This is a genomic window from Vagococcus carniphilus, assembly GCF_014397115.1.
In the GTDB taxonomy this organism is placed as follows: Bacteria; Bacillota; Bacilli; order Lactobacillales; family Vagococcaceae; genus Vagococcus; species Vagococcus carniphilus.
Window position 1 is genome coordinate 772,039 of the sequence record NZ_CP060720.1, and the last position, 24,723, is coordinate 796,761.

23 protein-coding genes are annotated in these 24,723 nt (G+C 32.3%); 14 read left to right on the plus strand and 9 right to left on the minus strand.

What is annotated here, in order from left to right; translation table 11 throughout:
- Positions 1–21: 21 nt before the first annotated feature.
- The 4 genes from H9L18_RS03930 to H9L18_RS03945 form a co-directional block, all read right to left on the minus strand.
- Positions 22–816: a GH25 family lysozyme gene (locus H9L18_RS03930; protein WP_126790827.1), complete on the minus strand. Its 795-nt coding sequence runs from the start codon at positions 814–816 to the stop codon at positions 22–24.
- Between the two features lie 73 nt (positions 817–889).
- On the minus strand, positions 890–1,102 hold the full coding sequence (locus tag H9L18_RS03935) for a DUF2922 domain-containing protein (protein ID WP_126790825.1): 213 nt from the start codon (positions 1,100–1,102) through the stop codon (positions 890–892).
- Between the two features lie 19 nt (positions 1,103–1,121).
- On the minus strand, positions 1,122–1,331 hold the full coding sequence (locus H9L18_RS03940; protein WP_126790823.1) for a DUF1659 domain-containing protein: 210 nt from the start codon (positions 1,329–1,331) through the stop codon (positions 1,122–1,124).
- 81 nt (positions 1,332–1,412) lie between these two features.
- A complete protein-coding gene (locus tag H9L18_RS03945) occupies positions 1,413–1,913 on the minus strand; it encodes a sigma-70 family RNA polymerase sigma factor (protein WP_126790821.1) in 501 nt (166 codons plus the stop codon).
- A gap of 207 nt (positions 1,914–2,120) precedes the next feature.
- Here H9L18_RS03945 and H9L18_RS03950 point away from each other — a divergent pair, with 207 nt between their 5' ends.
- The 5 genes from H9L18_RS03950 to H9L18_RS03970 all read left to right on the plus strand — a co-directional run bounded on the left by H9L18_RS03950 (position 2,121) and on the right by H9L18_RS03970 (position 6,621).
- Positions 2,121–2,891, plus strand: coding sequence for a hypothetical protein (locus H9L18_RS03950; RefSeq protein WP_126790818.1), 771 nt, complete (start codon positions 2,121–2,123; stop codon positions 2,889–2,891).
- A 55-nt stretch (positions 2,892–2,946) separates the two neighbouring features.
- On the plus strand, positions 2,947–3,747 hold the full coding sequence (gene recX, locus H9L18_RS03955; protein WP_126790816.1) for a recombination regulator RecX: 801 nt from the start codon (positions 2,947–2,949) through the stop codon (positions 3,745–3,747).
- Entirely contained in the window at positions 3,737–4,942 is a 1,206-nt protein-coding gene (gene mutY / locus H9L18_RS03960) for an A/G-specific adenine glycosylase (RefSeq protein WP_126790814.1), read from the plus strand. The genes recX and mutY overlap by 11 nt, the downstream gene beginning before the upstream one ends.
- 97 nt (positions 4,943–5,039) lie before the next feature.
- Positions 5,040–5,576 (plus strand): nucleoside tri-diphosphate phosphatase, encoded by a 537-nt coding sequence (gene ntdP, locus H9L18_RS03965; protein ID WP_126790812.1) that lies wholly within the window; start codon positions 5,040–5,042, stop codon positions 5,574–5,576.
- Positions 5,577–5,718: 142 nt separating this feature from the next.
- Positions 5,719–6,621, plus strand: coding sequence for an SGNH/GDSL hydrolase family protein (locus H9L18_RS03970; protein ID WP_126790810.1), 903 nt, complete (start codon positions 5,719–5,721; stop codon positions 6,619–6,621).
- 42 nt (positions 6,622–6,663) lie between these two features.
- Here the strand turns inward: H9L18_RS03970 and H9L18_RS03975 are convergent, their stop codons facing one another.
- The 3 genes from H9L18_RS03975 to H9L18_RS03985 form a co-directional block, all read right to left on the minus strand.
- Positions 6,664–7,797 carry a hypothetical protein gene (locus H9L18_RS03975; protein ID WP_126790808.1) on the minus strand — a complete coding sequence of 378 codons (1,134 nt, stop codon included), beginning with the start codon at positions 7,795–7,797 and terminating at the stop codon, positions 6,664–6,666.
- A gap of 76 nt (positions 7,798–7,873) precedes the next feature.
- Complete coding sequence (locus tag H9L18_RS03980) at positions 7,874–9,574, minus strand: acyltransferase family protein (protein WP_126790806.1); 1,701 nt, start codon at positions 9,572–9,574, stop codon at positions 7,874–7,876.
- Between the two features lie 78 nt (positions 9,575–9,652).
- Positions 9,653–10,084, minus strand: coding sequence for a GNAT family N-acetyltransferase (locus H9L18_RS03985; protein WP_376765008.1), 432 nt, complete (start codon positions 10,082–10,084; stop codon positions 9,653–9,655).
- Between the two features lie 140 nt (positions 10,085–10,224).
- On the opposite strand from H9L18_RS03985, the gene H9L18_RS03990 reads away from it, so the two are divergent.
- The 9 genes from H9L18_RS03990 to H9L18_RS04030 all read left to right on the plus strand — a co-directional run bounded on the left by H9L18_RS03990 (position 10,225) and on the right by H9L18_RS04030 (position 21,774).
- Positions 10,225–11,448, plus strand: coding sequence for an AI-2E family transporter (locus H9L18_RS03990; RefSeq protein ID WP_187559356.1), 1,224 nt, complete (start codon positions 10,225–10,227; stop codon positions 11,446–11,448).
- Positions 11,445–12,836, plus strand: coding sequence for a hemolysin family protein (locus tag H9L18_RS03995; RefSeq protein ID WP_126790802.1), 1,392 nt, complete (start codon positions 11,445–11,447; stop codon positions 12,834–12,836). The genes H9L18_RS03990 and H9L18_RS03995 overlap by 4 nt, the downstream gene beginning before the upstream one ends.
- Before the next feature lie 115 nt (positions 12,837–12,951).
- Positions 12,952–14,814, plus strand: a complete 1,863-nt coding sequence (locus tag H9L18_RS04000; protein WP_126790800.1) for a DUF6020 family protein — start codon at positions 12,952–12,954, stop codon at positions 14,812–14,814.
- Entirely contained in the window at positions 14,815–15,531 is a 717-nt protein-coding gene (locus tag H9L18_RS04005) for a glycosyltransferase family 2 protein (RefSeq protein WP_246433309.1), read from the plus strand.
- Complete coding sequence (locus H9L18_RS04010) at positions 15,531–15,875, plus strand: DUF2304 domain-containing protein (RefSeq protein WP_126790798.1); 345 nt, start codon at positions 15,531–15,533, stop codon at positions 15,873–15,875. The genes H9L18_RS04005 and H9L18_RS04010 overlap by 1 nt, the downstream gene beginning before the upstream one ends.
- Before the next feature lies 1 nt (position 15,876).
- Positions 15,877–16,218, plus strand: a complete 342-nt coding sequence (locus H9L18_RS04015) for an EamA family transporter (protein WP_126790796.1) — start codon at positions 15,877–15,879, stop codon at positions 16,216–16,218.
- Positions 16,219–16,393: 175 nt separating this feature from the next.
- Entirely contained in the window at positions 16,394–17,971 is a 1,578-nt protein-coding gene (locus tag H9L18_RS04020) for a peptide chain release factor 3 (protein WP_126790794.1), read from the plus strand.
- A 38-nt stretch (positions 17,972–18,009) separates the two neighbouring features.
- Positions 18,010–18,957, plus strand: a complete 948-nt coding sequence (locus tag H9L18_RS04025; RefSeq protein ID WP_126790792.1) for a glycosyltransferase family 2 protein — start codon at positions 18,010–18,012, stop codon at positions 18,955–18,957.
- A 126-nt stretch (positions 18,958–19,083) separates the two neighbouring features.
- Positions 19,084–21,774 carry a CDP-glycerol glycerophosphotransferase family protein gene (locus H9L18_RS04030; protein ID WP_126790790.1) on the plus strand — a complete coding sequence of 897 codons (2,691 nt, stop codon included), beginning with the start codon at positions 19,084–19,086 and terminating at the stop codon, positions 21,772–21,774.
- Positions 21,775–21,876: 102 nt separating this feature from the next.
- Here the strand turns inward: H9L18_RS04030 and H9L18_RS04035 are convergent, their stop codons facing one another.
- Both H9L18_RS04035 and H9L18_RS04040 read right to left on the minus strand, forming a co-directional pair.
- A complete protein-coding gene (locus H9L18_RS04035; RefSeq protein ID WP_126790788.1) occupies positions 21,877–22,188 on the minus strand; it encodes a DUF1827 family protein in 312 nt (103 codons plus the stop codon).
- A gap of 179 nt (positions 22,189–22,367) precedes the next feature.
- Positions 22,368–24,563: an ATP-dependent Clp protease ATP-binding subunit gene (locus H9L18_RS04040; RefSeq protein WP_126790786.1), complete on the minus strand. Its 2,196-nt coding sequence runs from the start codon at positions 24,561–24,563 to the stop codon at positions 22,368–22,370.
- Positions 24,564–24,723 lie beyond the last annotated feature (160 nt).

Below are 24,723 nucleotides of genomic sequence, written 5' to 3' on the forward strand. Positions count from 1 at the left end.
TTTTGTCCATACGAGTTTTTTTTATTCCTTTATCATCTCCACATAATCCGTATGAAGTGTAACAAATACTTCACGATGATTATAGTTAAGACGAGCGTGCGTTGTTGTTTTGGTGTGGCAAATTGTTTCGATATCAATAATGCTACTTTTGGAAAACAACATGCCAGTGTCTTTTTTCCAGGTTTCATCTGCTTTAACAATTAAATCTTTTAAAGCTTTGAATCGTCTTCCTTTGGTGTGGTATTTTTTCTCATTTTTAGTGATTGGTGTAGCGTATTTTTTAAAGGCATTAAGATCTCCATAAAAGTGACTAGTATCATATGGAGAATTTGTATACTGCCACATGGCGTAATTCGGCCACTGTGTGAGCTTTGGTAAGTTACTGGAGTATTTAGCCACCCACAGACCAAAGTCTGCTTTAATGACCTCAGACCAATCATCTGAGTTGGCATCTGATTCATTCATGTAGATGAGGGGTCTGACTTTTGTCTGATTAAAGACAATATCTAGAAATTCTTTGCTTTTTTTACTTCCTTGTCTGCCGTATTCTTCATAGTCTAATACTAAAACAGCTTCTCCAATATAAGGTACGCATTTTTTTAGAAAAAAATCTGCTTGAGCTGAAATATTTTCTCCATTTAGAAAATGATACAAACCAAATGGCTTATTTAGCGATCTTGCTTGTTTGATAAAATCTTCTGCAGTGTCATCATAAAAGCTTGTTCCTTCTGTTAGTTTGAAGATAAAAGCATCCGCATTTAGTGTGCTTAGTTTGAGTCCACGTTGATGATTTGAAACATCAATGACTTTTAACATGTGATTCCTCCTGTCTAATCAAAAAGACTGGGAAAAATCCCAATCTTTTTGGTAGGTTAATCTGTTGATGTGACTAGAATAATTCAGTAACAGTTGTTTCAGTGTATTTAGCTGATTTTGTTTCTACATACATTTTTTCACCAGATTTTTCAAATAAATCTAAATCAGTGATGCTGTCCATGACTTCTTTTACTTTATCAGCTGCCAAGTCTTCACTAGCCACAGTTGGTTTTAAGTAAGTTTTATTTCCTGCTTCGTTTAAAAATGTCATTGTTAGTTTTTTCATGTGTTTTTCTCTCCTTTAATTAAATGTCAAAGCGTTGTTTTTCGACTGTTACAAGTGATTTAATACTTTCCTCTTCTGGAGCAAGTTCTCCCATTAACTGACCAAAAGCAAGGATGTCTTCGTTACTTGCTTTTTTCTTTAAGTTCCCTAGAGATTGGCTGCGTGCTTTTTCTTCACCTACGTTGTCATAATGTAACTCTAATTTTTTTCCTTCAAAGATTGGTTCCATGTTTTTCACGTCCTATAATTTAGTTTAGTAAGTTGCGCGCCTTACACTACTAGTAACGAAATGAATGTCCAAAGTGTCCAACTAATTTTTAAAATATTTGATTGTTTTTAAAGCAACCCTGTCTCGCCAGTTATAAACTGTCTGTCTTGCGACCTTATATTTCCTTGCGATATCAGTAACGGACAGCTCATTAAAGTAAGCTTCTTCTAAAAATATTTTTTCTTGTTCTGTTAGTTGCTCACTTAATTGAACTAAGATATCTGTCACTTCTAATAAGTCTTCTTGAGTAGTATCAGGAATTTCAGAGAATAGCTCATCTGAGCTTTCGGTTTGCATTTTTTCTTTTAAATGTAATTCTTTTCTGATTTCATCTGTGATTTTCCAATAAATGCGTTGATAAACGTAATTATTAAAAGAGGATAAATCTTTACCTTCTTTAACAAAGCGACGATGAGTTTCAATGAGTGTCCATCTAGCAATTTGTAGGTAGTCTTCAAATAATGGATGGAAAGGAGTTACGTGACATTTTTTTAATGCGCCTAAAATTAATACATGATGGTCTTCTAATAATTGATTTTCCATAGTATCCCTCTTCGATTAGTTTTAGACTGGCCAGTCGAGAGTAGTTTAAAATAAGTACTAATATTAAACAAAATCAAAAAAGTTTAATTTTTGTTTAAAAAATCCTCTTTTAAAGGAAAATGTTTATGATTATTGGGGAAAAGTTGTTATCATGTGAAAAAGAAAAATATTTAACCGCTTTCTAAAAGTATTGGGGAGGATCAATTAATGAACTTAAAAGAAACTAAAGAAGAAATATTTAGTGAAATTTCACAAGGAGAAGAGATAAATATAGATGATATTTATGAAGCTCTAAAGTCATGTTGTGTATCTAACGCAGCTATAAAAATCACAAAGGACATACTTGCTTTGATTGATTTAACGAAGATTGATACTCCCTATGCAAGTCTCTTAATTTTTAGTAATGGTCTGCCTGCTTTTTCTAAAAAGACGACAACTGAATTAATTAAAATTTACCGTTTAGAAGATAATAATAGCCATGAGATTAAAAAAGGTGTTCTTGAAAAAATATATGGTCGAAAATTATGTTGTGTGCCTGAAATTGAACTGGACGCTTTACTAATTCCCCTAGATGGACCTTCAGGTAAACATCCAGATTACATCAATTTTTCAATGCTTAATGGTATGGAAAGTTATCCAGATGGTCAGACGCTTCTTTCATTTTCAAATTATTTAGATTTAGTTATCCCAAAAAGATATCAATCAAATTACCGTAAATTCGCATTTGCTTTTGAATGTCATTCCGTTTATTTTCACCACAACGGGTTACTTCATAGAGATAATCATGGATTTGGTTATTTAAAAGACTGGCAAGGGGTGTTACACAAAGAGATGAAATCGATTAGAACCAATGTCGTCTCTAAGCTCACAGTAGATGAGTTTAAGCAAATTAAAGAAATCGTTCGAACTGAATTAAATTTTCCTGTAATAAAAGAATATTGGGAAGAATTTGAAGGGGAATCAAAGTTCTCTCTTTAGAAACAAACCCTGATTTATGCTATAGTTAAAGGTATCGAAATAAGGGTGTGACGTCATGGAAAAAATTAAATCAATCCGCAAATTAAAAAATAATCATTATACTTTAACAACTGAAAGTGGACGTAAAATAAGAATATCGGAAGACACACTAGTGAAACATCGTTTACTAAAAGGAGAAGAAGTTTCCGAAAACACATTAGAAATAATCGAAAAAGAGGCCGAGTTAGATATTGGTTACCAACTAGCTTTGTCTTTTTTAAGTTACCAACTGCGTTCTGAAAAAGAAATCAAAGATCACTTGAAGAAAAAAGAAATTTCTGAAGAGGGAATTTCCTATGTAATAATTAAACTTCGTGAGATGAACTTACTGGATGACTTAGTTTTTGCTGAAAGCTATGTCAGAACGGTGATGAAGACGCAAGATAAAGGTCCACAAACCATTAAGCAACAACTCTTTAAAAAAGGAATCTCTGAGGAAAATATCGCAAAAGCTCTTGAGCAGTATTCATTTGATGACCAAGAAGAAGTAGCAATGAAGGTTGCTGAAAAAGCTCTTAGAAAATATAAATCAAAAAGCCATAAGGAACAAATCAACAAAGTTCGTCAGCATCTCTTTACTAAAGGGTATAGTGGCGACTTAATTAATTTAGTCATGTCTAATTTAGAAGTGGAAAAAGATGAAGACGATGAGTGGGAAACACTTGTTAGAGAAGGGGATAAGTTATGGCGTAAGCATCAACGCTTGGATAAAGCTAAGAAAAAACAAAAGATGCGTCAGTCCCTGTTTCAAAAAGGATATGACTTTGATGCGATTAATCGTTTCATAGAGGAGAAAGAGCTAGAAGATGACGAGTAAAGAAGTAATTGAGTGGAATGAAGAGCAAGTAAAAGAGATGCAAGATAAGCTCCTTGCTTGGTACGATCAAGAAAAAAGATTACTACCATGGCGTGAAAATAAAGATCCATACCGAATTTGGGTCTCTGAAATCATGCTCCAACAAACACAAGTAGTAACAGTTATTCCTTATTTTCATCGTTTTTTAGAGTGGTTTCCAACGATTAAAGATTTAGCAGAAGCTGATGAAGATAAGCTATTAAAAGCATGGGAAGGTCTAGGTTACTACTCTCGGGTTAGAAACATGCAAGAAGCAGCTAAAACAATTGTAGAAAAATTTGGTGGTAAAATGCCAGATAATTTGAAGGATTTACTAAGTTTAAAAGGGATTGGACCCTATACGGCTGGTGCGATTGCTAGTATTGCTTTTGATTTACCAGAGCCTGCTGTTGATGGCAACGTCATGCGTGTTTATAGTCGTCTATTTTGTATCGAAGACGATATAGCAGACCCAAAATCACGAAAAATATTTGAACAAAAGGTGAGAGAAACCATTAGTCATGACAGACCTGGTGATTTTAACCAAGCTTTGATGGATTTAGGAGCAACGATTTGTACACCTACCTCACCTAAGATTGAGATAGATCCATTAAAAGATTTGTATGAAGCCCATAAGCAAGGCAGACTGGAAGAGTTTCCTGTTAAAAAGAAAAAAATTAAGACTGTTCCGATGTACTATGTGGCTCTTGCTATCCAAAATGAAAAGGGCGAGTATCTATTAAGAAAACGTCCTAGTGATGGTTTGTTAGCTGATATGTGGACATTTCCACTTCTTGAAGTCTCAAAGGCTGCTTATGAAGAGATGGTGAAAGATTGGAAGAACTATCAATTAGATACAAAAGAACCAACTCTCTTTGATTTTGTGGCAGATGAAACAGCAAGCCTATTAACAGGTTGTTTTTTAGCTAAATTAGTAGACAAACAACCAAAAATAGTCTGGCAAAAACAACCAATTGGTGAAGCAACTCATATCTTTAGTCATAGAAAATGGCATTTACTATTAGCTTCAGGATTTGAAAAAGACCAAGAAAAAATATTACTTGAAGAAAGTGATGTGTGGGCAAGTAAGACAGACTTTGATGACTTTGTCTTTCCAAAGCCTCAGCAAAAAATGGTAGCTATTTTAAACAAAAAAGGAATTAATAGTGCTACTTAAACTTTATTTATGATATAATAATTTTGATATTGGTGTAATGAACACCCTAGTGAATAATTTGGCCTAAAGATAGCCAAGGAAAGTAGGGTAATAGTAGATGCGTGTACCTAAAGAAGGAGAGTTTATAACGATCCAAAGTTACAAGCATGACGGAAGTTTACATCGAACTTGGCGTGACACGATGGTTTTAAAAACCAGTGAATGCTCTATTATCGGGATTAATGATCACACATTAGTGACAGAGTCTGATGGTAGACGTTGGGTGACACGGGAGCCAGCTATTTTGTATTTTCATACGAAGTACTGGTTCAATATAATTGCAATGATACGTGAGAAGGGGGTTTCTTATTACTGTAATCTGGCTTCACCTTATGTTTTGGATGAAGAAGCTTTAAAATACATCGATTACGACTTGGATATTAAGGTTTTTCCTGATGGAGAAAAACGCCTTTTAGATGTTGATGAGTATGAAGATCATCGTGCTCAAATGAATTATCCAGATGAAATTGATTTAGTATTGAAAGAAAATGTCAAAACATTAGTTGACTGGATTAACAATGAAAAGGGCCCATTTTCTATGGAGTACGTTGATGTGTGGTATAAACGTTATCAACAATTATCAAGAAGACAGTAACTTATCTATCATGTTGCGTAGAAAATAATAAAAAGAAACGTTAGAATTTTTTTCTAGCGTTTCTTTTTTTGATTTGACGAAATATAAATTTTGTGGGAAGATGGAAAACGATATTTAAGGGTCAGTGGGAGAGAAGAAGTTTATGAGAAAGAAAAAACCACTCGTTTTTATAAGTTTATTGATGGGGATATGTATTGCAGTTGGTATAAAGATAATTTACGGACATGTTCAACAATTAAATAGTGAAGAAGAACAAATTGGTGAAATTGAAACGATATCTAATGAAGCTATCAGCAATGATGATTACTCTGTAGATACATCAAGTTCTATTATGAAACCACATGTAAGTTCTTCAAGTGAATATGAAGAAGAACCAACAGAGAATATATTAAAAGATAAAAAAATTCTGTGTATTGGGGACTCGATGACTTACTTAGATAATAAAGAAATAAGAGGTGGAAAAATCATTGGGTATCAACAAGCTTTCAGAAATGAAGGTGCGATTGTTGATTCTTATGGTATTTCAGGTGCAACATTTAAACAATATAGTAAAGAGATGTCAACAAGAGAACATGGTTCACTTTATGATGATTTGGTTCTTAATAAGAAAGCAAATATAAAAGATCATGACTATATTACTATTTTCGCAGGAACAAATGATATTTCTACTAATTTTATTATTGGAGATCATAGTACTTTGGATAATCCTAAAACAACTTTAGGTGCTTTTAATTTATTATTGAACTATTTGAAAGAAACAACAAATGCTAGAATTGTCGTTTTTTCACCCATTTATACATCTAACTTAAAAGAACGACCTAAAGAAGATATGGAAAAATTAGTTGAAGAGATGAGATATGTTACTCATTTAAATCAGATTGAGTTTGTCGACATTTATCATCACTTTGAAATTAACCACAAAACATCAGAAAAATACCTTTATGATAAGTTACATCCTAATAATGAAGGGATGGATTTAATCGGGGAAGAAATGGTTGGAGTCCTTAAAACACCACGCTTAGTGGAGTTACCAAAAAAAGAATGACTGTCTCATAAGTTTTTATACTTATAGGACAGTCATTTTTTGCTATTTTAATAATTCTTGAAGTTCCTTGTACTGCTCTTCAGTAAAGGATTCCTTTTGTGTTTCTAAAAATTCTTGGGCTGCTTCTTTATCTATTGTATCTTTATTTTCAGTAAGCATTGATTTTACTTCTTCAAATTCTTCTTTAGAGATTTTTTCAGAATCTCCTCCTAGAGCAGCTCCGCTAGGCATTGCTTTTTCAAATTCTTCCTGGCTAATGATATCTTCTTTTTTAGGTAATTTGATGTTAGCTTTTTTATCTTTCAAATTTGTTTTAATTTTAAGAGCCATTGAATCAATCCCAGATTTAGCATTTTTTTCACCTTTAGGAGATAAAGTAACTAAACTTACCATGCTATTTTTTTTAGGGTTAACATCAACTTTTAGTGTCATATCTTTAAAGTCTTTAAATACTTCTTTAACATCTGCATCTTTTTCTTCAGAAGCTTTAGCAATTTCAGTAAATAAATCTTCTATTTCTTTTTTAGTAAAGGTGTGTGAAATGACATCTTCTTTTTTAGTGAATGTCTTTTTATCTAAACCTTTAATAAAATCAACATATAATTTAGTAAACTCTTTTTGATCTTCTTTTGAATGAGCTACTTCTTTATAAAGTTCTTTCCATTCTTTTTTTGATTCAGCAGTAGGTGTTTCACTTATATCAATGTATTTACCTTTTATTTTACTGAAATCAGGTTGTGTTTCAGGTGTTCCTCCAGCCATTGATTGGGCAATTGTCATCACATACTCCATCATATCTGTTGCCATGTACAATTTAGGTTCTTTACCAAAATCTCCAATCATGTTAAATGGAATTTCCATTCCCATAGCTTTCATTTTCATATCAAGACCAAATTTAATATCTTTTGCCATATCAACTTGAACAGTACCATCAATTGAGGCATCTTTTACTTGAGTAATAATCATATTAACGATTGGATCAGCTGGCTGACTACTTGTGCCTTCTGACAATTTCATATCATCAATGGCCATATTAAAGTCCCATGTACCGACTGTTTGACTATTTTGTTCTTCAATAAAAGAAGCAAACTCCTTTTGAGGTGAGTTGCCACAACTTGCTAGTAGCAGAGTTGTACAACCTAGACCAACTAATAAACCTATTTTTTTCTTTTTCACTTAGTTAAACTCCTAACTTTATTAACTTTTATAATTTAAATGTATATAAGTTGTCAAAAGATGTCAATGCTATCTCTTATTTTTTATCTAAGTTAGATTGAATTAACTCTCCGTAAACTTTAGCTCCTTCTTGATTTAAATGAATGTCATCACCGTCAAACCAGTTATTGTCAGGATTGTTGAGTACTTTTTCTTCCCAATCAATGATATGAACATTCTTATGATTTTTTGCTGTTTCTTTTAAAACATTATTAGTTGCTGTTTTCCATGATCTTGGGACGGCTGTTGTAATAAAGTATAGAGAATGATTATCTATGCTTTTAACAATCTCTTCTATTTCTTCTTTTGAAACAAGCCCGTTATTCCCAGTACTCAACACATAGATAAGATTGTCAGATACAGGGTGAGATTCAATGATTTGTTTCACCTCGTATAGCTGACGGCCTACTTTGGCATCAATTTCAATTTGATCGTCCTTAAATAGGTCATTTAGGTAGTCTTTTGTTCCTAATAAAACGGAGTCTCCAACAAATAGTAATTCTTTAGGTCTTGTATCAATACTTTCTTCAGTAGTTGAAGAGCTAGTTGTTTCTTTTTCAGAAGATGTGCTAGAAGATACGTAACTCGAATCATTTGTTTTGGGAAGTTTATTAGGCTTTGTTGTGAATCCCCCCATTTTAGATAAGAAAAAGATTAGGATAATAAGGGAGCTGATAATAATTGAACTAAATAAAATATCTTTTCCAGATACTTTTTGCGTTATGTGATAAGACAAATGTCCCAACGCTATAATTATGAATGTAAGAAGCATTGTTACGAGATACGGATTTTTACCGTCCCAGCCTGAGTAATACTCAAAAATTAAAATAGTAGGTAGGTAAAAAAGATACATATCATAGCTTCTTTTTCCAATAAATGTAAATAGTGGTATATCAAGAAAAGTGTTGATTTTCTTTGACTCCACAATAAAGAAAATTAAGAATCCACTAATCATACTAAAAGCAAACATTCCGCCGTTATATGTAAGAAGTGAATGGTCATTTAATGTTAGCATAAAAAAAAGTAGAGCTAGAAAACAGAGTGTTACTTTGAAAGGATAGGCCATATTTTGTTTGTTTTTTCGTGTTCCACTTTTTATAAAAAACATCCCGCCAATTGTAAATGCTGATAATCTAGAAAGAGTCGAATAGTAAGTAAAATTAATATCCGTATAAAAATACAAATAACTCATAACAAGAATAGAAAATAGTGTAACAAGAATTAGAATTCTCTGGATTCTCACAATTTTCTTATTATCTTGCATAAAAAAAATATTCACTAGGAATAAAGGATAAAAAATATAAAATTGCAGTTCAACTGACAATGACCAAAGGTGTTTGAGTAAGTAAAGGCTTTTAAATTGGTCGAAATAAGAAACTTGATTGACCAGTTGCCACTGATTATTAACACCTAATAGACTTGCTAAACTATCTTTGAAAAAATCTATAGGATCAACACTGTTAGTCAGTAAAACAAAAACAGAGAGTGTTCCTATTAAAAGCAATAGAGGTGGATAGATTCTACGTAGTCTTTTTTGATAGAAACGCTTGAAATCAAAGTTTTTAGTAGAAAATAACTCCATAATAATACTTGCTGTCATCAAATATCCCGACAAAACAAAAAAGAGATTGACTCCTAAAAATCCCCCAGGAAAGATGTGGGGTATTGTGTGATAAAAGATGACAGAAAGAATAGCAATAGCTCGTAATGTATCCAAGCTAGAATAGTACTTTTTCATGTTAAACCCTTTCTAAAAATAAATAGACAATAATAAAAAAATCATCAATTTAATAATATCAGAGTTAGAGTTTTTTTGTTAGATTTCTTTTTTCATATTAAAATGTTTAATGCCAGCATCTAAAAATTCATCACCAAATGCTTCATAACCCATAGATTCATAAAAGGCTAAAGCGTGTGTTTGAGCACCTAAAAGAGTTTGTGTTTTACCAACATTCTTAGCGTATTCTTCTGCTGCAATCATAATTTTTCTACCGTATCCTTTTTTTCTATACTGCTTTAATACAGCCATTCGTTGGATTTTATATGTAGAGTTATCTTTTGGAAATAAACGCACTGTAGCAGCTGGTTCATTATCATCATATAAAACAAAATGAACACAGAGTTCTTCGTCCTCAACCTCTAGAGATAAAGGAACCTGTTGTTCAGTGACAAATACTTCTTTTCTAATAGCTAAGGCATCTTCGTAAATTGTTGAATGAATATCTTCAGTGTGTTTAATTGTTATCATAAAATAATCTCCTTTAGTTTTTTTGTAACTTTTAATCAAATAATAAAAGCAATTTTTATTAGAATATATTATACTATAGGGTAATTACATAAACCAAATGAAATGAAACATAAAAAATAAAAACAAACGGAGGAAAAAGAATGTACGAAAAATTTAAACATTCAAAATTAATGTTTTGGTCAGCGGAGTTATTAATATTAGCCACATTAGTATTAGTTGGAACCAAAATTAACTTTTTATTCAAACCTATTGCAACCATGTTTACAACAATGTTTGCACCTATCCTAATTTCAGGATTTTTATACTATTTATTTAAACCAATCGTTTCTTTTTTAGAAAAAAGAGGTATTGGTAAAACATTGGCAGTTACTATCGTGATGTTACTTCTAGTTGGAATTATTGTTCTTTCGATTTCATCTCTTATTCCAACATTAATTGCTCAAATTACTGCTTTAATGAAAAAAATGCCACAATTTATTACGGTGGTGGAAGATTGGGCAGATCAATTAGCTCATCACCCAATGACTCAAAATATTGATGTTCAATCTTATCTAGATAAATGGAATTTATCAATTGGAAATATTGCCCAACAAACGTTTAATGGCTTAAGCTCTGGAATTGGTTCTTTCCTATCTTCTGTCGCAGGGATTGTGATGTTAGTTGTGACGGTTCCATTTATTCTATTTTACATGTTAAAAGATGGCCATAAATTTATTCCGGCTGTTGAAAAGTATTTTCCATCGAAGCATAAAAAAGAAATGTTAGAGCTCTTAAGTAAAATGAGTGAAACTATTTCAAAATATATTAGTGGTCAAATGATTGAGTGCTTATTCGTTGGTGTTTCAACTAGTTTAGGATATATGCTCATTGGCGTAGATTATGCGTTTCTTTTTGGGTTCATTGCGGGATTAACTAATATGATTCCATACATTGGACCATATATTGGATTAGCTCCAGCAGTTTTAGTAACAGTTTTTACAGATCCATGGAAAGCAGTTTTTGCTTGTATTGTTGTACTAGTTGTTCAACAAATTGATGGTAATATCATTTATCCAAATGTCATTGGTAAAAGTTTAGATATTCATCCACTAACGATTATTATTCTATTATTAGTAGCTGGAAACATTGCAGGATTATTAGGAATGATTCTTGGAGTTCCGTTATATGCAGTGTGTAAAACAATCTTTGTTTATGTCTTTGATATGGTGCAATTAAATAAGAAGGGAAAGCTTGAAACTCCCCAGTTGAGGAACAAAAAAAGTAGGTTATTCAATTGTCAAATTTGTTTAATTGTGATACGATTTCATAGTAATTACTTAACAAGTAATGACGCATTTTATTTTAAGGAGAGAACAAGCTTATGAACGCTGACCCTGATAGTCAGTCTATTTTAATTAACGTAATTGTATTAGTTGTTTTAACTTTGCTCAATGCTTTTTTTGCAGCAGCAGAAATGGCGGTTGTATCGGTTAATAAAAGCCGTGTGGAGCAAAAAGCAGGAGAGGGAGATAAAGCATCAGTTAAACTGTTACGATTAATTAATGATTCAAGTACGTTTCTATCGACCATCCAAGTAGGTATTACACTTGTAACCATCTTGTCTGGTGCTTCTTTAGCTAATTCGTTTGCTAAAAAATTAGCGCCATTGTTTGGAGATGTTTCGTGGGCAAAACAAGCCTCTCAGGTGATTGTTTTGATTTTATTAACGTATATTTCAATTGTATTTGGGGAGCTTTATCCAAAAAGGATTGCTCTTAATAAATCTGAAGAAGTCGCAAAATTCGCTTTAGGGCCAATTAAAGTTTTAGGTGTTCTTATGAAACCTTTTGTCTGGTTGCTTTCAGCCTCAACAAATTTGTTGAGCCGAATTACACCAATGACATTCGATGATGAGAGCGATAAAATGACTCGTGAAGAGATGGCTTATATGCTAACGAATGAAGGAGTTTTAGATTCAGATGAACTTGAAATGGTTCAAGGGATATTTGATTTAGATACAACTCTAGCTCGTGAAGTGATGGTACCTCGTACAGAAGCCTTTATGATTGATATCCATGATTCGGCAACAGAGAATATTGATAAAGTCTTATCAAATAATTTTTCTCGTATTCCGGTTTATGATGATGATAAAGATAAAGTTATTGGTATATTACATTTAAAAAACTTATTAAAAGAAGCAAGAAAAACAGGGTTTGAAAATGTCGATTTATTAAAAGTCATTCACGAACCGTTGTTTGTTCCTGAAACTATTTTTATTGATGACTTGTTAGTAGAACTTAAACGCACACAAAACCATATGGCAATTCTTCTAGATGAATATGGTGGAGTTGTTGGTTTAGTAACATTTGAAGACTTACTAGAAGAAATCGTTGGTGAGATTGATGATGAGTCTGATGAGTTAACGATTGAAGAGTTGTACACTCAAATTGGTGAGGATGAGTATATCATTCAAGCTCGTATGCCGATTGATGATTTTAATGAACATTTTGAAACAACACTTGATATGAATGATGTGGATACGATGGCAGGTTATGTTATCACAGCGCTTGGCGTCATTCCTGAGATGAACGAAACTTTATCCATTGATGTTGAAAATGTGACGCTGACAACTCATAAAGTTGAAGGAACACGTTTGATTGAAATCAAAGTAAAAGTCCATGAAAAAGAAGAAGAACCTGAAGAAGAGAAATACAGACGTCTAAAAGGTTCGACTGATAAAGACAAGGACAAGGAAAAAGAAAAAGAAGATTGATTGCGAAATGCAGTCAATCTTTTTTTGTATCGAACTTAAATATTACAAATGTCATGTTAAAGTCTTAAAAAATATGATAAAATATAGAAATTATTAAAAGGTTTTGGAGGCATATATGATTTACTTATTAAAAAGTATTTTGACAACGCTCGGCTTATCAATTTATTTTTCAGTTGTAAGTGAAGAGAAGGGATTTACCGCGCTTTATTCAGCATTAGTGAATAGCCCTTACTTACTACTATTTTCAATTATTGGATTAACTTATTTCTTTAAAAAAATATCAACTATTCATTATAAAACTACTATTTTACAAAAAATTATCTCTTTCTTTTTTAGTTTATGTACCTGGTTAACAACTGTATACACATCGGATGTACCAACTATTAACCAAGTATTATCAGGAAGACCAGCAGGAGTTTTATATAGTTTTTGTAGTATTTTAGGTATGTATTGGTTACTAGAAAGTATTCAAAAAATAATTTTACTTCTTTATTATGAAAATGAATGGCGCCATTTATCTATTAAAAGTAAATGGCTGAATAACTTTATTGAACAATTCAAGAAGTCTCCTTTTTTATGGAGTTTTGCCTTGCTAACATTATTTTGGAGTATAATTGCTATAACAACATATCCAGGCACCTTTATGGGAGACACAATGGATCAAATTTTGATGTACTATGGTGTTTATGAAAGAGCTGCTGAACATCCTGTATTATCAACACTTACAACAGGCTGGTTTATTCAATTAGGAGAATTTTTTGGAAGTGGTAATATAGGTATTTTCCTTCTTACTTTGTTTCAATTAACTCTTGTTTCAACTGCGTTTAGTTATGCTGTTTCTCTGTTTGTTAAGCTAACTAGACAAGCTGGGATGGGGCTAGTGATGGTTTTATTAGTCGGTACTATTCCAAGTGTTCATGGAACTGTTCTTGTTTTGACTAAAGATATTCCGTTTAGTGCTTTCTTTATCGTTTATATAGCAACTTTAATTGCTTATTTTTATGATAATCGATACTTTTTTCAGCATAAACTTTACTTAGCACATGTTGTTTCAATCATTCTTATGATGTTGTTTAGATATAACACGTTACATTTTGTTGCCCCGACACTATTAATTTATTTAATTGGTTATTTCTTTGTTAAAAAGGAAACTCGTTTTTATAAGTCGATTATTGTTATGGGGATTATTGGGTTAGTTTCAGCAAACTTATTGAATACTGCTTTAGTAAATCAATTTGTAGAGGCTCAGCCTGAACCAAAGAGACGAGAAATGTTATCTGTTCCGTTTCAGCAAACAGCAAGATATGCAAAGTATCATGATGATGAAGTAACGAAAGAGGAAAAAGAAATTATAAACCGTGTTCTAGATTACGATGTGATAAGGAAAAATTATGATCCTTATCGTTCAGATTCGGTAAAAAAAACACATAATGAAGAGGCGACATCTGAAGAGATGTCAGCATATTTTAAATTGTTTATTAAACAATCTTTGACTCACCCGTTATTAGCTTTTGAATCGTTAGCAGCTAGTCATGGCAATTTATTTAATTTGAACCGTTCAATGAATAGCTATTATGATAGTGAAATTTATGTGGATGAGCCAGGTGAAATTCCAGAAGCGTATATTAATTTTGGTGAAAAACATAGTTTTAAAGAAAAAAAACGTGCAACTCAGTTAAGTCGTACACGTTTGAATTTTTATCATTGGTGGGATCAATTGCCTATTTTATCTCAAATTAATAATTATGGAAGCTATATCTTTTTATTATTTGTTATGTTTGCGATTTATTTACGAGATAAAAAAGGGAAATACGCGGCTATTTGTATCCCTGCTTTAGGCATTGTAGGAACCCTAATTGCAGGTCCGATCACGATGGGGTATATACGTTATTTCCTACCAGTTATATTAGTCGTTCCATTTCTGTTTGGTTTCTTTTTATCAACCAATAAGGAAACGACACCTTTAAGGAGAAATTAAATGACAAAAGTATTAATGATTATTCCTGCTTACAATGAGGAAGGTAGTATTGTTAAGACAACTAAATCTATAGAAGAGTTTAAAAAACAGGTTTCGTTTACGTTAGATTACATTGTCATTAACGATGGTTCAACTGATAAAACAAAAGACTTGTTGATTGAACAACAGATTCCAGCTGTTCACCTAATTAAGAATTTGGGAATTGGTGGTGCAGTTCAAACGGGCTACTTATATGCTTACTACAATGATTACGATATAGCTGTGCAGTTTGATGGAGATGGTCAACATGATATTACATCTATTGAAGCACTTGTTAAACCAATTATAGATGAACAGTCAGATTTTACTATTGGTTCTCGGTTTGTAGAAGGATCCCCTTCTGAATTCAAGACTTCTTTTTCTAGACGAATGGGTATTAATCTGATTTCTTCTTTCATCAAGATAAAAACAGGACGTCGTTTATTGGACGTTACTTCCGGATATCGAGCTGCTAATCGCGACGTAATAGAGTATTTTTCTCAGCACTATCCTAAAAAATATCCTGAACCAGAGACAAATGCGCTTTTAGTTAAACAAAATAAGCGAGTAGAAGAAATCGGGGTAAATATGTTTGAACGATTAGAAGGAAAATCTTCTATCACACCATTGAAGTCAATCCGCTATATGATAGAAGTATTAACTTCAATTATTTTATTAAGTACAGGGAGGGATAAATAATGGATATTTTATCAATAACGATGATTTTTTTCTCTCTTATATTTTTAATTTTTATTATTAAGCTAATCAGAAATGCGACATTTACTCTAGAGCATTCACTTATGTGGTTAGGTATTGGTATTATTATGTTAGTATTTTCAGTTTTTCCAAGTATTCCCGAAAAATTTTCTGAATTGCTAGGCTTTGAAACAATGTCTAATTTTTTATTAGTAATGGCTGTTTTATTTAGTTTAATTCAGTTAATTATTTTTACGAAACATATTACTAAACAGTCCAATGATATAAAAACGCTCGTTCAAGAAGTGTCAATTTTAAAAGAAAAGATAGAAAGAAAGGATAAATAAGATGTTATTATTTTTTGTTTACGTTATTTTATCTTCATCAGGTATCATTTTATTTAAGTTAGGTTCTGCTGACTTATCAATAAAAATGGTAAGTAATCAATTGAATATGAATTTTCCAGCTTTAAGTATTTTAGGATTACTTTGCTATTTAGTGAGTTTTATTCTATGGATGATTATCATTTCAAAATCTGATGTCAGTTTTATCGTTCCGTTAGGTTTAGGCTTAACCAATGTTTTAATTTTAGTTGGTTCATCCGTTGTGTTGAAAGAAACAATTAATATATATGGTATGGTAGGGATTGTTTTAATCCTTGCAGGCACATTACTTATTAATAAAGGTTAGAGATTAAATAAGATTATAAGATATCAGGACTGTTTGTCTGATGTCTTTTTATTTTGAAAACAAAGAGAAGAATAAATGGGCATTCATTCACTTTAAGGGGTAAACATGATATAATTAACAATGTTTTGATAAAAAGAGAATCAATTTAAATATAAAATTTAGTTAGGAGAATATTATGGGGTTTAATCAACAAAAAGAAGTTGAGCGTAGAAGGACATTTGCTATCATTTCCCATCCGGATGCGGGGAAAACAACGATTACAGAGCAGTTACTATTGTTTGGGGGCGCTATTAGAAGCGCTGGTACAGTTAAGGGAAAGAAAACAGGTAACTTTGCTAAATCTGACTGGATGGATATTGAAAAACAAAGAGGGATTTCTGTAACAAGTTCTGTGATGCAGTTTGATTTTGAAGACAAACGCGTTAATATCTTGGATACACCAGGACATGAGGATTTCTCAGAGGATACTTATCGAACACTTATGGCCGTTGACAGTGCTGTTATGGTAATTGATAGCGCCAAAGGTATTGAAGCACAAACTAAAAAATTATTCCAAGTTTGTCGTATGCGTGGTATTCCTATTTTTACGTTCATCAATAAATTAGATAGAGATGGTCGTGAACCATTAGAGTTATTGGAAGAACTTGAAGAAGTTTTAGAAATCGAATCTTACCCAATGAACTGGCCAATTGGTATGGGTAAAGGGTTTGAAGGGTTATATGATATCTTTAATAACAGAGTAGAAATCCACCGTCCAGAGCGTTATGATGGCGAGCGTTTCTTACCATTAAATGAAAATCATGAACTTGAAATAGATCATCCAATCAAACAGCTTTCAATTTTTGATCAAGTGATGGATGATGCTGAGTTGTTATTAGAAGCAGGAAATGAATTTTCTGAAGAAAAAATTGCTAACGGACAATTAACACCTGTGTTCTTTGGTTCAGCTTTAACTAACTTTGGGGTAGAGACATTTTTAGAGACTTTCTTAAAATTTGCTCCAGCTCCATCAGCACATAAAACAAAAGATGAGGGAGAAGTGAGTCCTTATAGCGAAGACTTCTCAGGTTTTATCTTTAAAATCCAAGCTAATATGAACCCTGCTCACCGAGACAGAATTGCATTTGTCCGTATTTGTTCAGGCTCATTTAGTCGTGGGATGGACGTTCAATTATCTCGTGAGAGTAAAAAAATTAAATTAAATAATTCAACTCAATTTATGGCGGATTCTCGTGAACAGGTAGAAGAAGCAGTTGCGGGTGATATCATTGGTTTATACGATACAGGTACTTACCAAATTGGAGACACTATTTATACTGGGAAAGAAAAAGTAGAGTTCGAAGATTTACCTCACTTTACTCCAGAATTATTTATGCGAGTAACAGCTAAAAACGTTATGAAACAAAAGTCCTTCTACAAAGGGCTAAATCAATTAGTTCAAGAAGGTGCAATTCAGTTATATAAAACGTATTTGACAGAAGACTTTATTATCGGTGCTGTTGGACAACTTCAATTTGAAGTGTTCAAACATCGTATGCAAGGAGAATACAATACAGAAGTCATCATGGATCCTATGGGAACTAAGATTGCTCGTTGGATTAATCCTGAGCAATTAGATGAAAAAATGAGCTCTAGTCGAAATATTTTAGCTAGAGACCGTTTTGACCAACCACTATTTTTATTTGAAAATCAATTTGCAATGCGTTGGTTTACGGATAAATATCCGGAAGTGGAACTTAAGAGTTTATTGTAAGTCACTAGTCAATGGGGAAGAATAAGGACGAAAAACAAATGAATCAATTAATTACAATTATTATTCCTTGTTTCAATGAAGAACAGGCGATTCAACATTTTGTTGATGAAATGTCAAAAATCGAAAAACAATTTGAAGCAACGAATTTTGAGTATATTTTTATAAATGATGGCTCAACCGATAATACGCTACCTGTTTTAAAAGAGCTCTCAAAGGTAAATGAGAAGTATCATTATCTATCATTTTCTAGGAATTTTGGAAAAGAAGCAGCTCTATATGCGGGATTGCAACATTCTACTGGTGATTATGTAACGGTGATGGATGTGGATTTACAAGATCCCCCTTCTTTACTACCAAAAATGTATCAGTTGATCACAGAAGAAAAATACGATTGTGTAGGAACAAGACGTGTTAGTCGTAAAGGTGAGCCTAAAATCAGGTCTTTTTTCGCGCGTCAATTTTACCGAGTGATTAATCGGATTTCTGATGTGGAAATAGTAGATGGAGCCAGAGACTATCGTTTAATGACCAGACAGATGGTTGATGCCATTTTAGAAGTAAAAGAATACAATCGTTTTTCAAAAGGAATTTTTAGTTGGGTGGGTTTTGATACTTACTATTTGGAGTTTGAAAATGTGGAAAGAACAGACGGGGAAACTTCTTGGTCCTTTTGGAGTTTATTTAAATATTCTCTAGATGGGATTGTAGCATTCTCGGAATTTCCTCTAGTTTTTTCTGCGTTTGTTGGTTTGTTTTCATTTGTTGGAGCTATTATTGCTTTGATTTTTATTATTATCCGGGCGTTAGTGTATGGTGACCCAACTTCAGGATGGCCATCCCTTGTCTGTATTATTTTAGCCTTAGGCGGTTTGCAACTTCTATGTTTAGGCGTTGTGGGTCAATATTTAGGCAAAACTTTCTTAGAAACAAAAAGAAGACCGATTTATATTATTAAAGAGAGTAGTAAAGTGAATAAAGATAATTAACGAATAATTAATTTTAAATAAATTTCATTCATTTTAGTTATTTTTTAAAAATAATTAGTTTTATATAACAAAACGTGGGAAGTAGTTGTTTATCAAAATAATTTTGAATGGAGAGTTTTTTTGTAAATGTTAAACAAAAAAGTGAAAAATACAATAAAAAATAAAATGTCAAAATCTTATGAGTTTAAATATCTGAAGTATCTTAAGCATAAATCAATTGAGGAAAACCAAATTTTACTTGAATCAACACAAAGTAGAGATTTTAGTGGTCATGTTCTTTATGTCTGCAAAGACTTAGCGGAAAGATATCCTCAAATGCAATTAGTTATTTCGATTGTTCCAGAAAAAAAAGATTGGCTTCAATTATTATTAAAGAAACAAAATATTACTGATAAAGTAAAAGTAGTTGAATTTTTAAGTAAAGATTATTTTTTGGCCTTAGCTACAAGTAAGTATCTGATTAATGACACAACTTTTTGGTCATTTTTTAATAAGAGACCTGAGCAAGTTTACATTAATATATGGCATGGAACGCCCCTAAAAAAATTAGGAAAAGACATGAATTTGGACGGATTTGGAAATGTTCAAAAGAATTTTTTAGCTTCTGATTATTTAGTCGTTAGTAACGACTATACGAAAGATAAATTAGTTGAAAGTTATAACTTAAATAATATTGCAAGTACAAAAGTTGTTGTCGCACCTTCTGCAAGAAACTCTATATTATTTGATGATTTAGTTAGAGAAAAAGTTAGAAATGAGCTAGATTTAGATAATAAAAAAGTTTATATGTACATGCCAACTTATAGAGATGAAGGAACATCAATCTCTTATACAGAAAAAGCATTATTAGCTCTGGATAAAAACTTAACCGATAACGAAGTATTATTTGTAAAACTACATCCGTTTGATGCTGAAAAGATGACTTTAAATATTCATGATTTGAAACATGTAAAACCTTTTCCAAGTAAATATGAAACGTATGAGTTTCTAACAGCGGTGGATACTTTAATAACAGATTATAGTTCTATTATGTACGATTTCTTGTGTACAAATAGATCAACAATCTTATTTACTTATGATAAAGCAGCTTATTATAAGCAAAGAGGATTATATGAAGATATTGCTGATTACCCTTTCTTAAAAGTAAGTACTATTGACGAATTGATTACTCATCTAAGAGATGAGGATGAGCTAACAGACAAAAATTTCCAAGATAAGTACATTAGTAATGATAACTTAGAAGGAACAAAAGAGTTAGTAGACTATCTATTCTCAGGTAAAGCTTGTAGCAACATCAAAGAATTTAGTTTGAGAAATGAGAAGGATAACGTAGTATTCTTTGCTGGACCACTTTGGGATAATGGAATTACGCAAGCTTTTTTCAATACATTGGATGCAATTGATTTAGAAGAAAATAACTATATCTTGCATTTGAAAGATAAAAGCGTGAAGTATGCACATAAATATAAATTAAAAGAGCTACAAATTCCTTATATATTGACATCCGGTGTAGCTCAGTACAGTTTTTTTGAAGGTATTTTCACCCACCTGTATTTGAAGAAGGAATGGTTTGGAAACAAATTCATGAGAAAAACAATTGAAACAGTTGTTATGAAAATGTACCGTTTAGATTTTCGACGAATGTTTAATAATTTGGAAATTAATCATTTTATTCATTACACAGGATTTGAACGTGCGTATGCAGCGATGACTCAAGCTATTTCTGGTGAAAAAATAAAAACAACTATTTTTTATCATACAGATATGTTCGAAGAGTACGATGCTAAAAAAAATATCAATAAAAAAGTCTTGAAAAATAGTTATGAAAAAGTTGATCAAGTTGTTCTGGTTAATGAGGAATTAAGAGAAAGATTGGTTTCTAATTATCCTAAAATAAAAAATATAAAAATTTTAGATAATTTCCTTGGAACAGATAAGATCATAGAAGCATCAGAAGAAAGCTTATTTACATCACTATTAGATACATCAATTACTCATTATGGCGGAATTAAGAAAACAATTCATGATTCTTTACCTGTTCAAATTAAAGAAGACAATTCTTTTACTCCAATTGACCGATTGTTTAAAACAATTATTCAAAGACGAAACATTGGTGAAAGTGATTTAATTCCTAATGTTAAAAAGTATAAAAGTGAACTAGATGGAATTTTTCAATCGAAATATACAGAGTTGTTTAAAGTGACAGACAGTTTAGAAATTACAAACGAAGAGTTAGGTTATATTTATGGATTATCTAAATTAAAACTGATTGATGATTTGTTGGATCCTAATGTGAAGGTGTTTTCTAATATCGGTCGTTTTGATAAGCAAAAAGGACATGATCGTTTGTTGACTGCATTTGAAGAAGTTCATAAACATCATCCGAATACAAGATTAGTTATAATTGCTCCACATGGACCTTTAAAAAATCAAACAATTAATCAAGCTAAAGAGTCTTCTGCCAATGAGCATATTTATATTGTTGGTGGAATGCAAAACCCATATTCACTTTTAAAATATTGTGAAGCTTTTGTTTTTACAAGTTTATATGAGGGATTAGGTTTGGTAGTATTTGAATCATTAGCTGTTAATACAAATGTCATAACAGTTGAGATTCCAGCTACTTCACGTGGATTACAAAAAGGACAGCCTGAAAATGCTGCACCGGTTGCGATGGTAGTAAAAAATGATCAAGAAAGTATTACTAAAGGTTGGTTAGACTATCTAGATAATGAGCAAATTTTCAGTCCATATGATTTTGATAAAGTTGAACAAGAATCGTTAGCGAGTTGGGAAGATGTTATTAAGCCACTTTAATTAATAGATTCTAAAAATAACTTAAAAACCTTCTACGAATGCTAGTAACTGGCACTTCGTAGAAGGTTTTATTTGTTTTTATTTAAAATAATTGCGAGGAGTTTATTTTTCATTGGCCTGTTTTTTCTTTTTGGCTACGGGCATTGAAATTTCGACGACACCTTTCGTTCGTATGATGTCCAAATCGTCACTATCAATTCCTCTTTCAAGAATTTCATTCAATACATGCTCAACTTCAAAGTCTTTAACTTCACGCATTTTATTTACAATGACCACTTCGATATGACTATCAGCGATACTGTGAACAACAAGCGTTTTTCCTAGAGAATACACTTTTACTAAGTTAGCATCTGTATTTTCCAATTGCTTTGAAACTAATACTGCATAACTGTTTGTTACATCAATTAATTTCATCCTCTTCACCTCTAACTATTATTGAAACATCTTTCAATTTCTAATCTAATTATAACATAAATAAAAAAAAATAACGGAAACTGGGCACTTTTCTTTATTTATTTTGAACAAAAATGAACGGAAAAAATAACGAAAGTGACATTAAGTTGTCAGTTTCGTTATTTCTATTTATTAGGTGGTTATTCTGCCTGTTTTTTCTCTGTCACAACAATTTTATCATCAACTAAAACAGCTTCTAGTGATTTAGTTGTTGGATGATCAAGATAGAAATCAGCAATGCCATCTTCAATGTGTTCTTGAATAACTCGTCTTAAAGGTCTAGCCCCCATTTTAGGGTCATAACCAAGTTCGACTAATTTTTCTTTCACTTCTTGAGTGGTATCAATATGAATTTCTTGATTTTCTAGTAAACTGTTCACATCATCAAGCATTAAGGAAACAATAGATAATAAGTTTTCTTTAGATAACGGAGAAAATTCGATGATCCCATCAAATCTGTTTAAAAATTCTGGTTTAAAGAAGTTACTTAATTGACCTAAAACAGATTGAGAAGTTCCATCTTTAGCTGCGCCAAATCCTACACTTGCTTCAATGGCACCAGTTCCCGCGTTACTTGTCATAATAATGATTGTATCTTTAAAGCTAACAGTTCTTCCTTTAGCATCTGTTAAACGACCATCATCTAAAATTTGAAGGAACATATGTAAAACATCAGGATGAGCTTTTTCAATTTCATCCAATAGAATTAAACTATATGGATTTCTTCTGATGCGTTCAGTCAATTGACCAGCTTCTTCATATCCCACATAACCAGGAGGAGAACCAATCAGTTTAGCCACACTGTGTTTTTCCATATACTCACTCATATCAAAACGAACCATACTGTCTTTGGCACCAAAAAGTTCAAAGGCAAGTTGTTTAGCAAGCTCAGTTTTTCCGACACCAGTTGGTCCAACAAATAGGAATGAACCAATTGGTCGGTTCTTTTTGTTTAAGCCAATTCGGTTACGACGAATAGCACGGGATACTTTATCGACGGCTTCATCTTGTCCGATGACATGTTGCTTGATGTCTTTGTCCAAGTTTTTCATTTGAGTTTGTTCTTTTTCTTTTAAGTCACCAACAGGAATACCTGTTTTTGCTTCAACAACTTGTTCCATATCTTTAATAGTAACAGTTGGTACATCCTCATCAGCAACTTGAGTTTCTTGGAGTTTTGTTAGCTTAGCCACTTGGTCGCGGTAATAAGCAGCGCGCTCAAAGTCTTCTTCCTTAGAAGCTAGTTGTTTTTGTTTCTCGGCTTCATTTAAACGTTGCTCGATCACTTTAGGGTCAAGTGCTTGAATTGTTAAGTTTTTCTTTGAGCCAGTCTCATCTAATAAATCAATAGCCTTATCAGGTAGTTGTCTGTCTTGAATAAAACGACTAGATAACTTAACAGCTCCAATGATTGCTTCATCTGTATAAGCAACATGGTGAAAATCTTCGTAACGTTTTTGAATTCCTTTTAGAATAGTAATCGTTTCTTCTTCAGAAGGTTCATCCACACGAACAGGTTGCATTCTTCTTTCAAGGGCTGCGTCTTTTTCAATGATTCGATATTCATTTAAAGTGGTAGCTCCGACCATTTGAAGTTCGCCACGAGCTAAAGCAGGTTTTAAGATATTTCCTGCATCCATGTTACCGTCACCAGCATTACCAGCACCGACAATTTCGTGAACTTCGTCTATGAAAAGGATAACAGAATCGTTTTCTTTTAACTCATTGATTAGATTTTGCATTCTTTCTTCAAACTGTCCACGAATGCCTGTTCCTTGAACAAGAGACGCAACATCTAAACGAATGACTTCTTTTTCAAGTAGTTTTTGAGGGACATTACCTTCGACAATTTTTAGAGCTAATCCTTCTACAACAGCTGTTTTACCAACACCAGGTTCCCCTATCAGAACAGGATTATTTTTAGTTCTTCTATTTAGTATTTCGATTACTCTTGTAATTTCTTCATCTCGTCCAATAACTGGATCAATTTTTCCATCTCTTGCTTCTTGAGTTAGATTTTCACCAAACTCTTGTAAAATCGAATTTCCACCTTGAGTTGGAGGCATAGGAGGTCCCATTCTTCCAGCTTGAGTTGGTGGTGTATTTGGTTGACTTGCTTGTTGATTTCTATTTTGTTCTGATAATTGACGGAATAAATCGTTAAGTGAACCAAAACCATAAGGATCTTGCATCATGCGTTCACGATGAGCTAAGTCTTCTTGTTGCTTAATTTGTCTGTAGCATTGTTGGCAAAGATCGACTTGTTTCTTTTGACCTTGGACGTTTGTATATAGATGAATAGTTGCTTCATTTGATTGACAATTTTGACAAAGCATTTAATCACTCTCCTTGTTGAATATAAATCAAACTAAGTCTTTTGACCTTGTTTGACCTTTGAAACTATTATATCGTAAGTGCCAGTCTCTTATCAAGAAATAGACCTTGAGTAAAAAAGATGTCTCTTGATGACTAGGATATAGAAGAAAAAATGGTAAA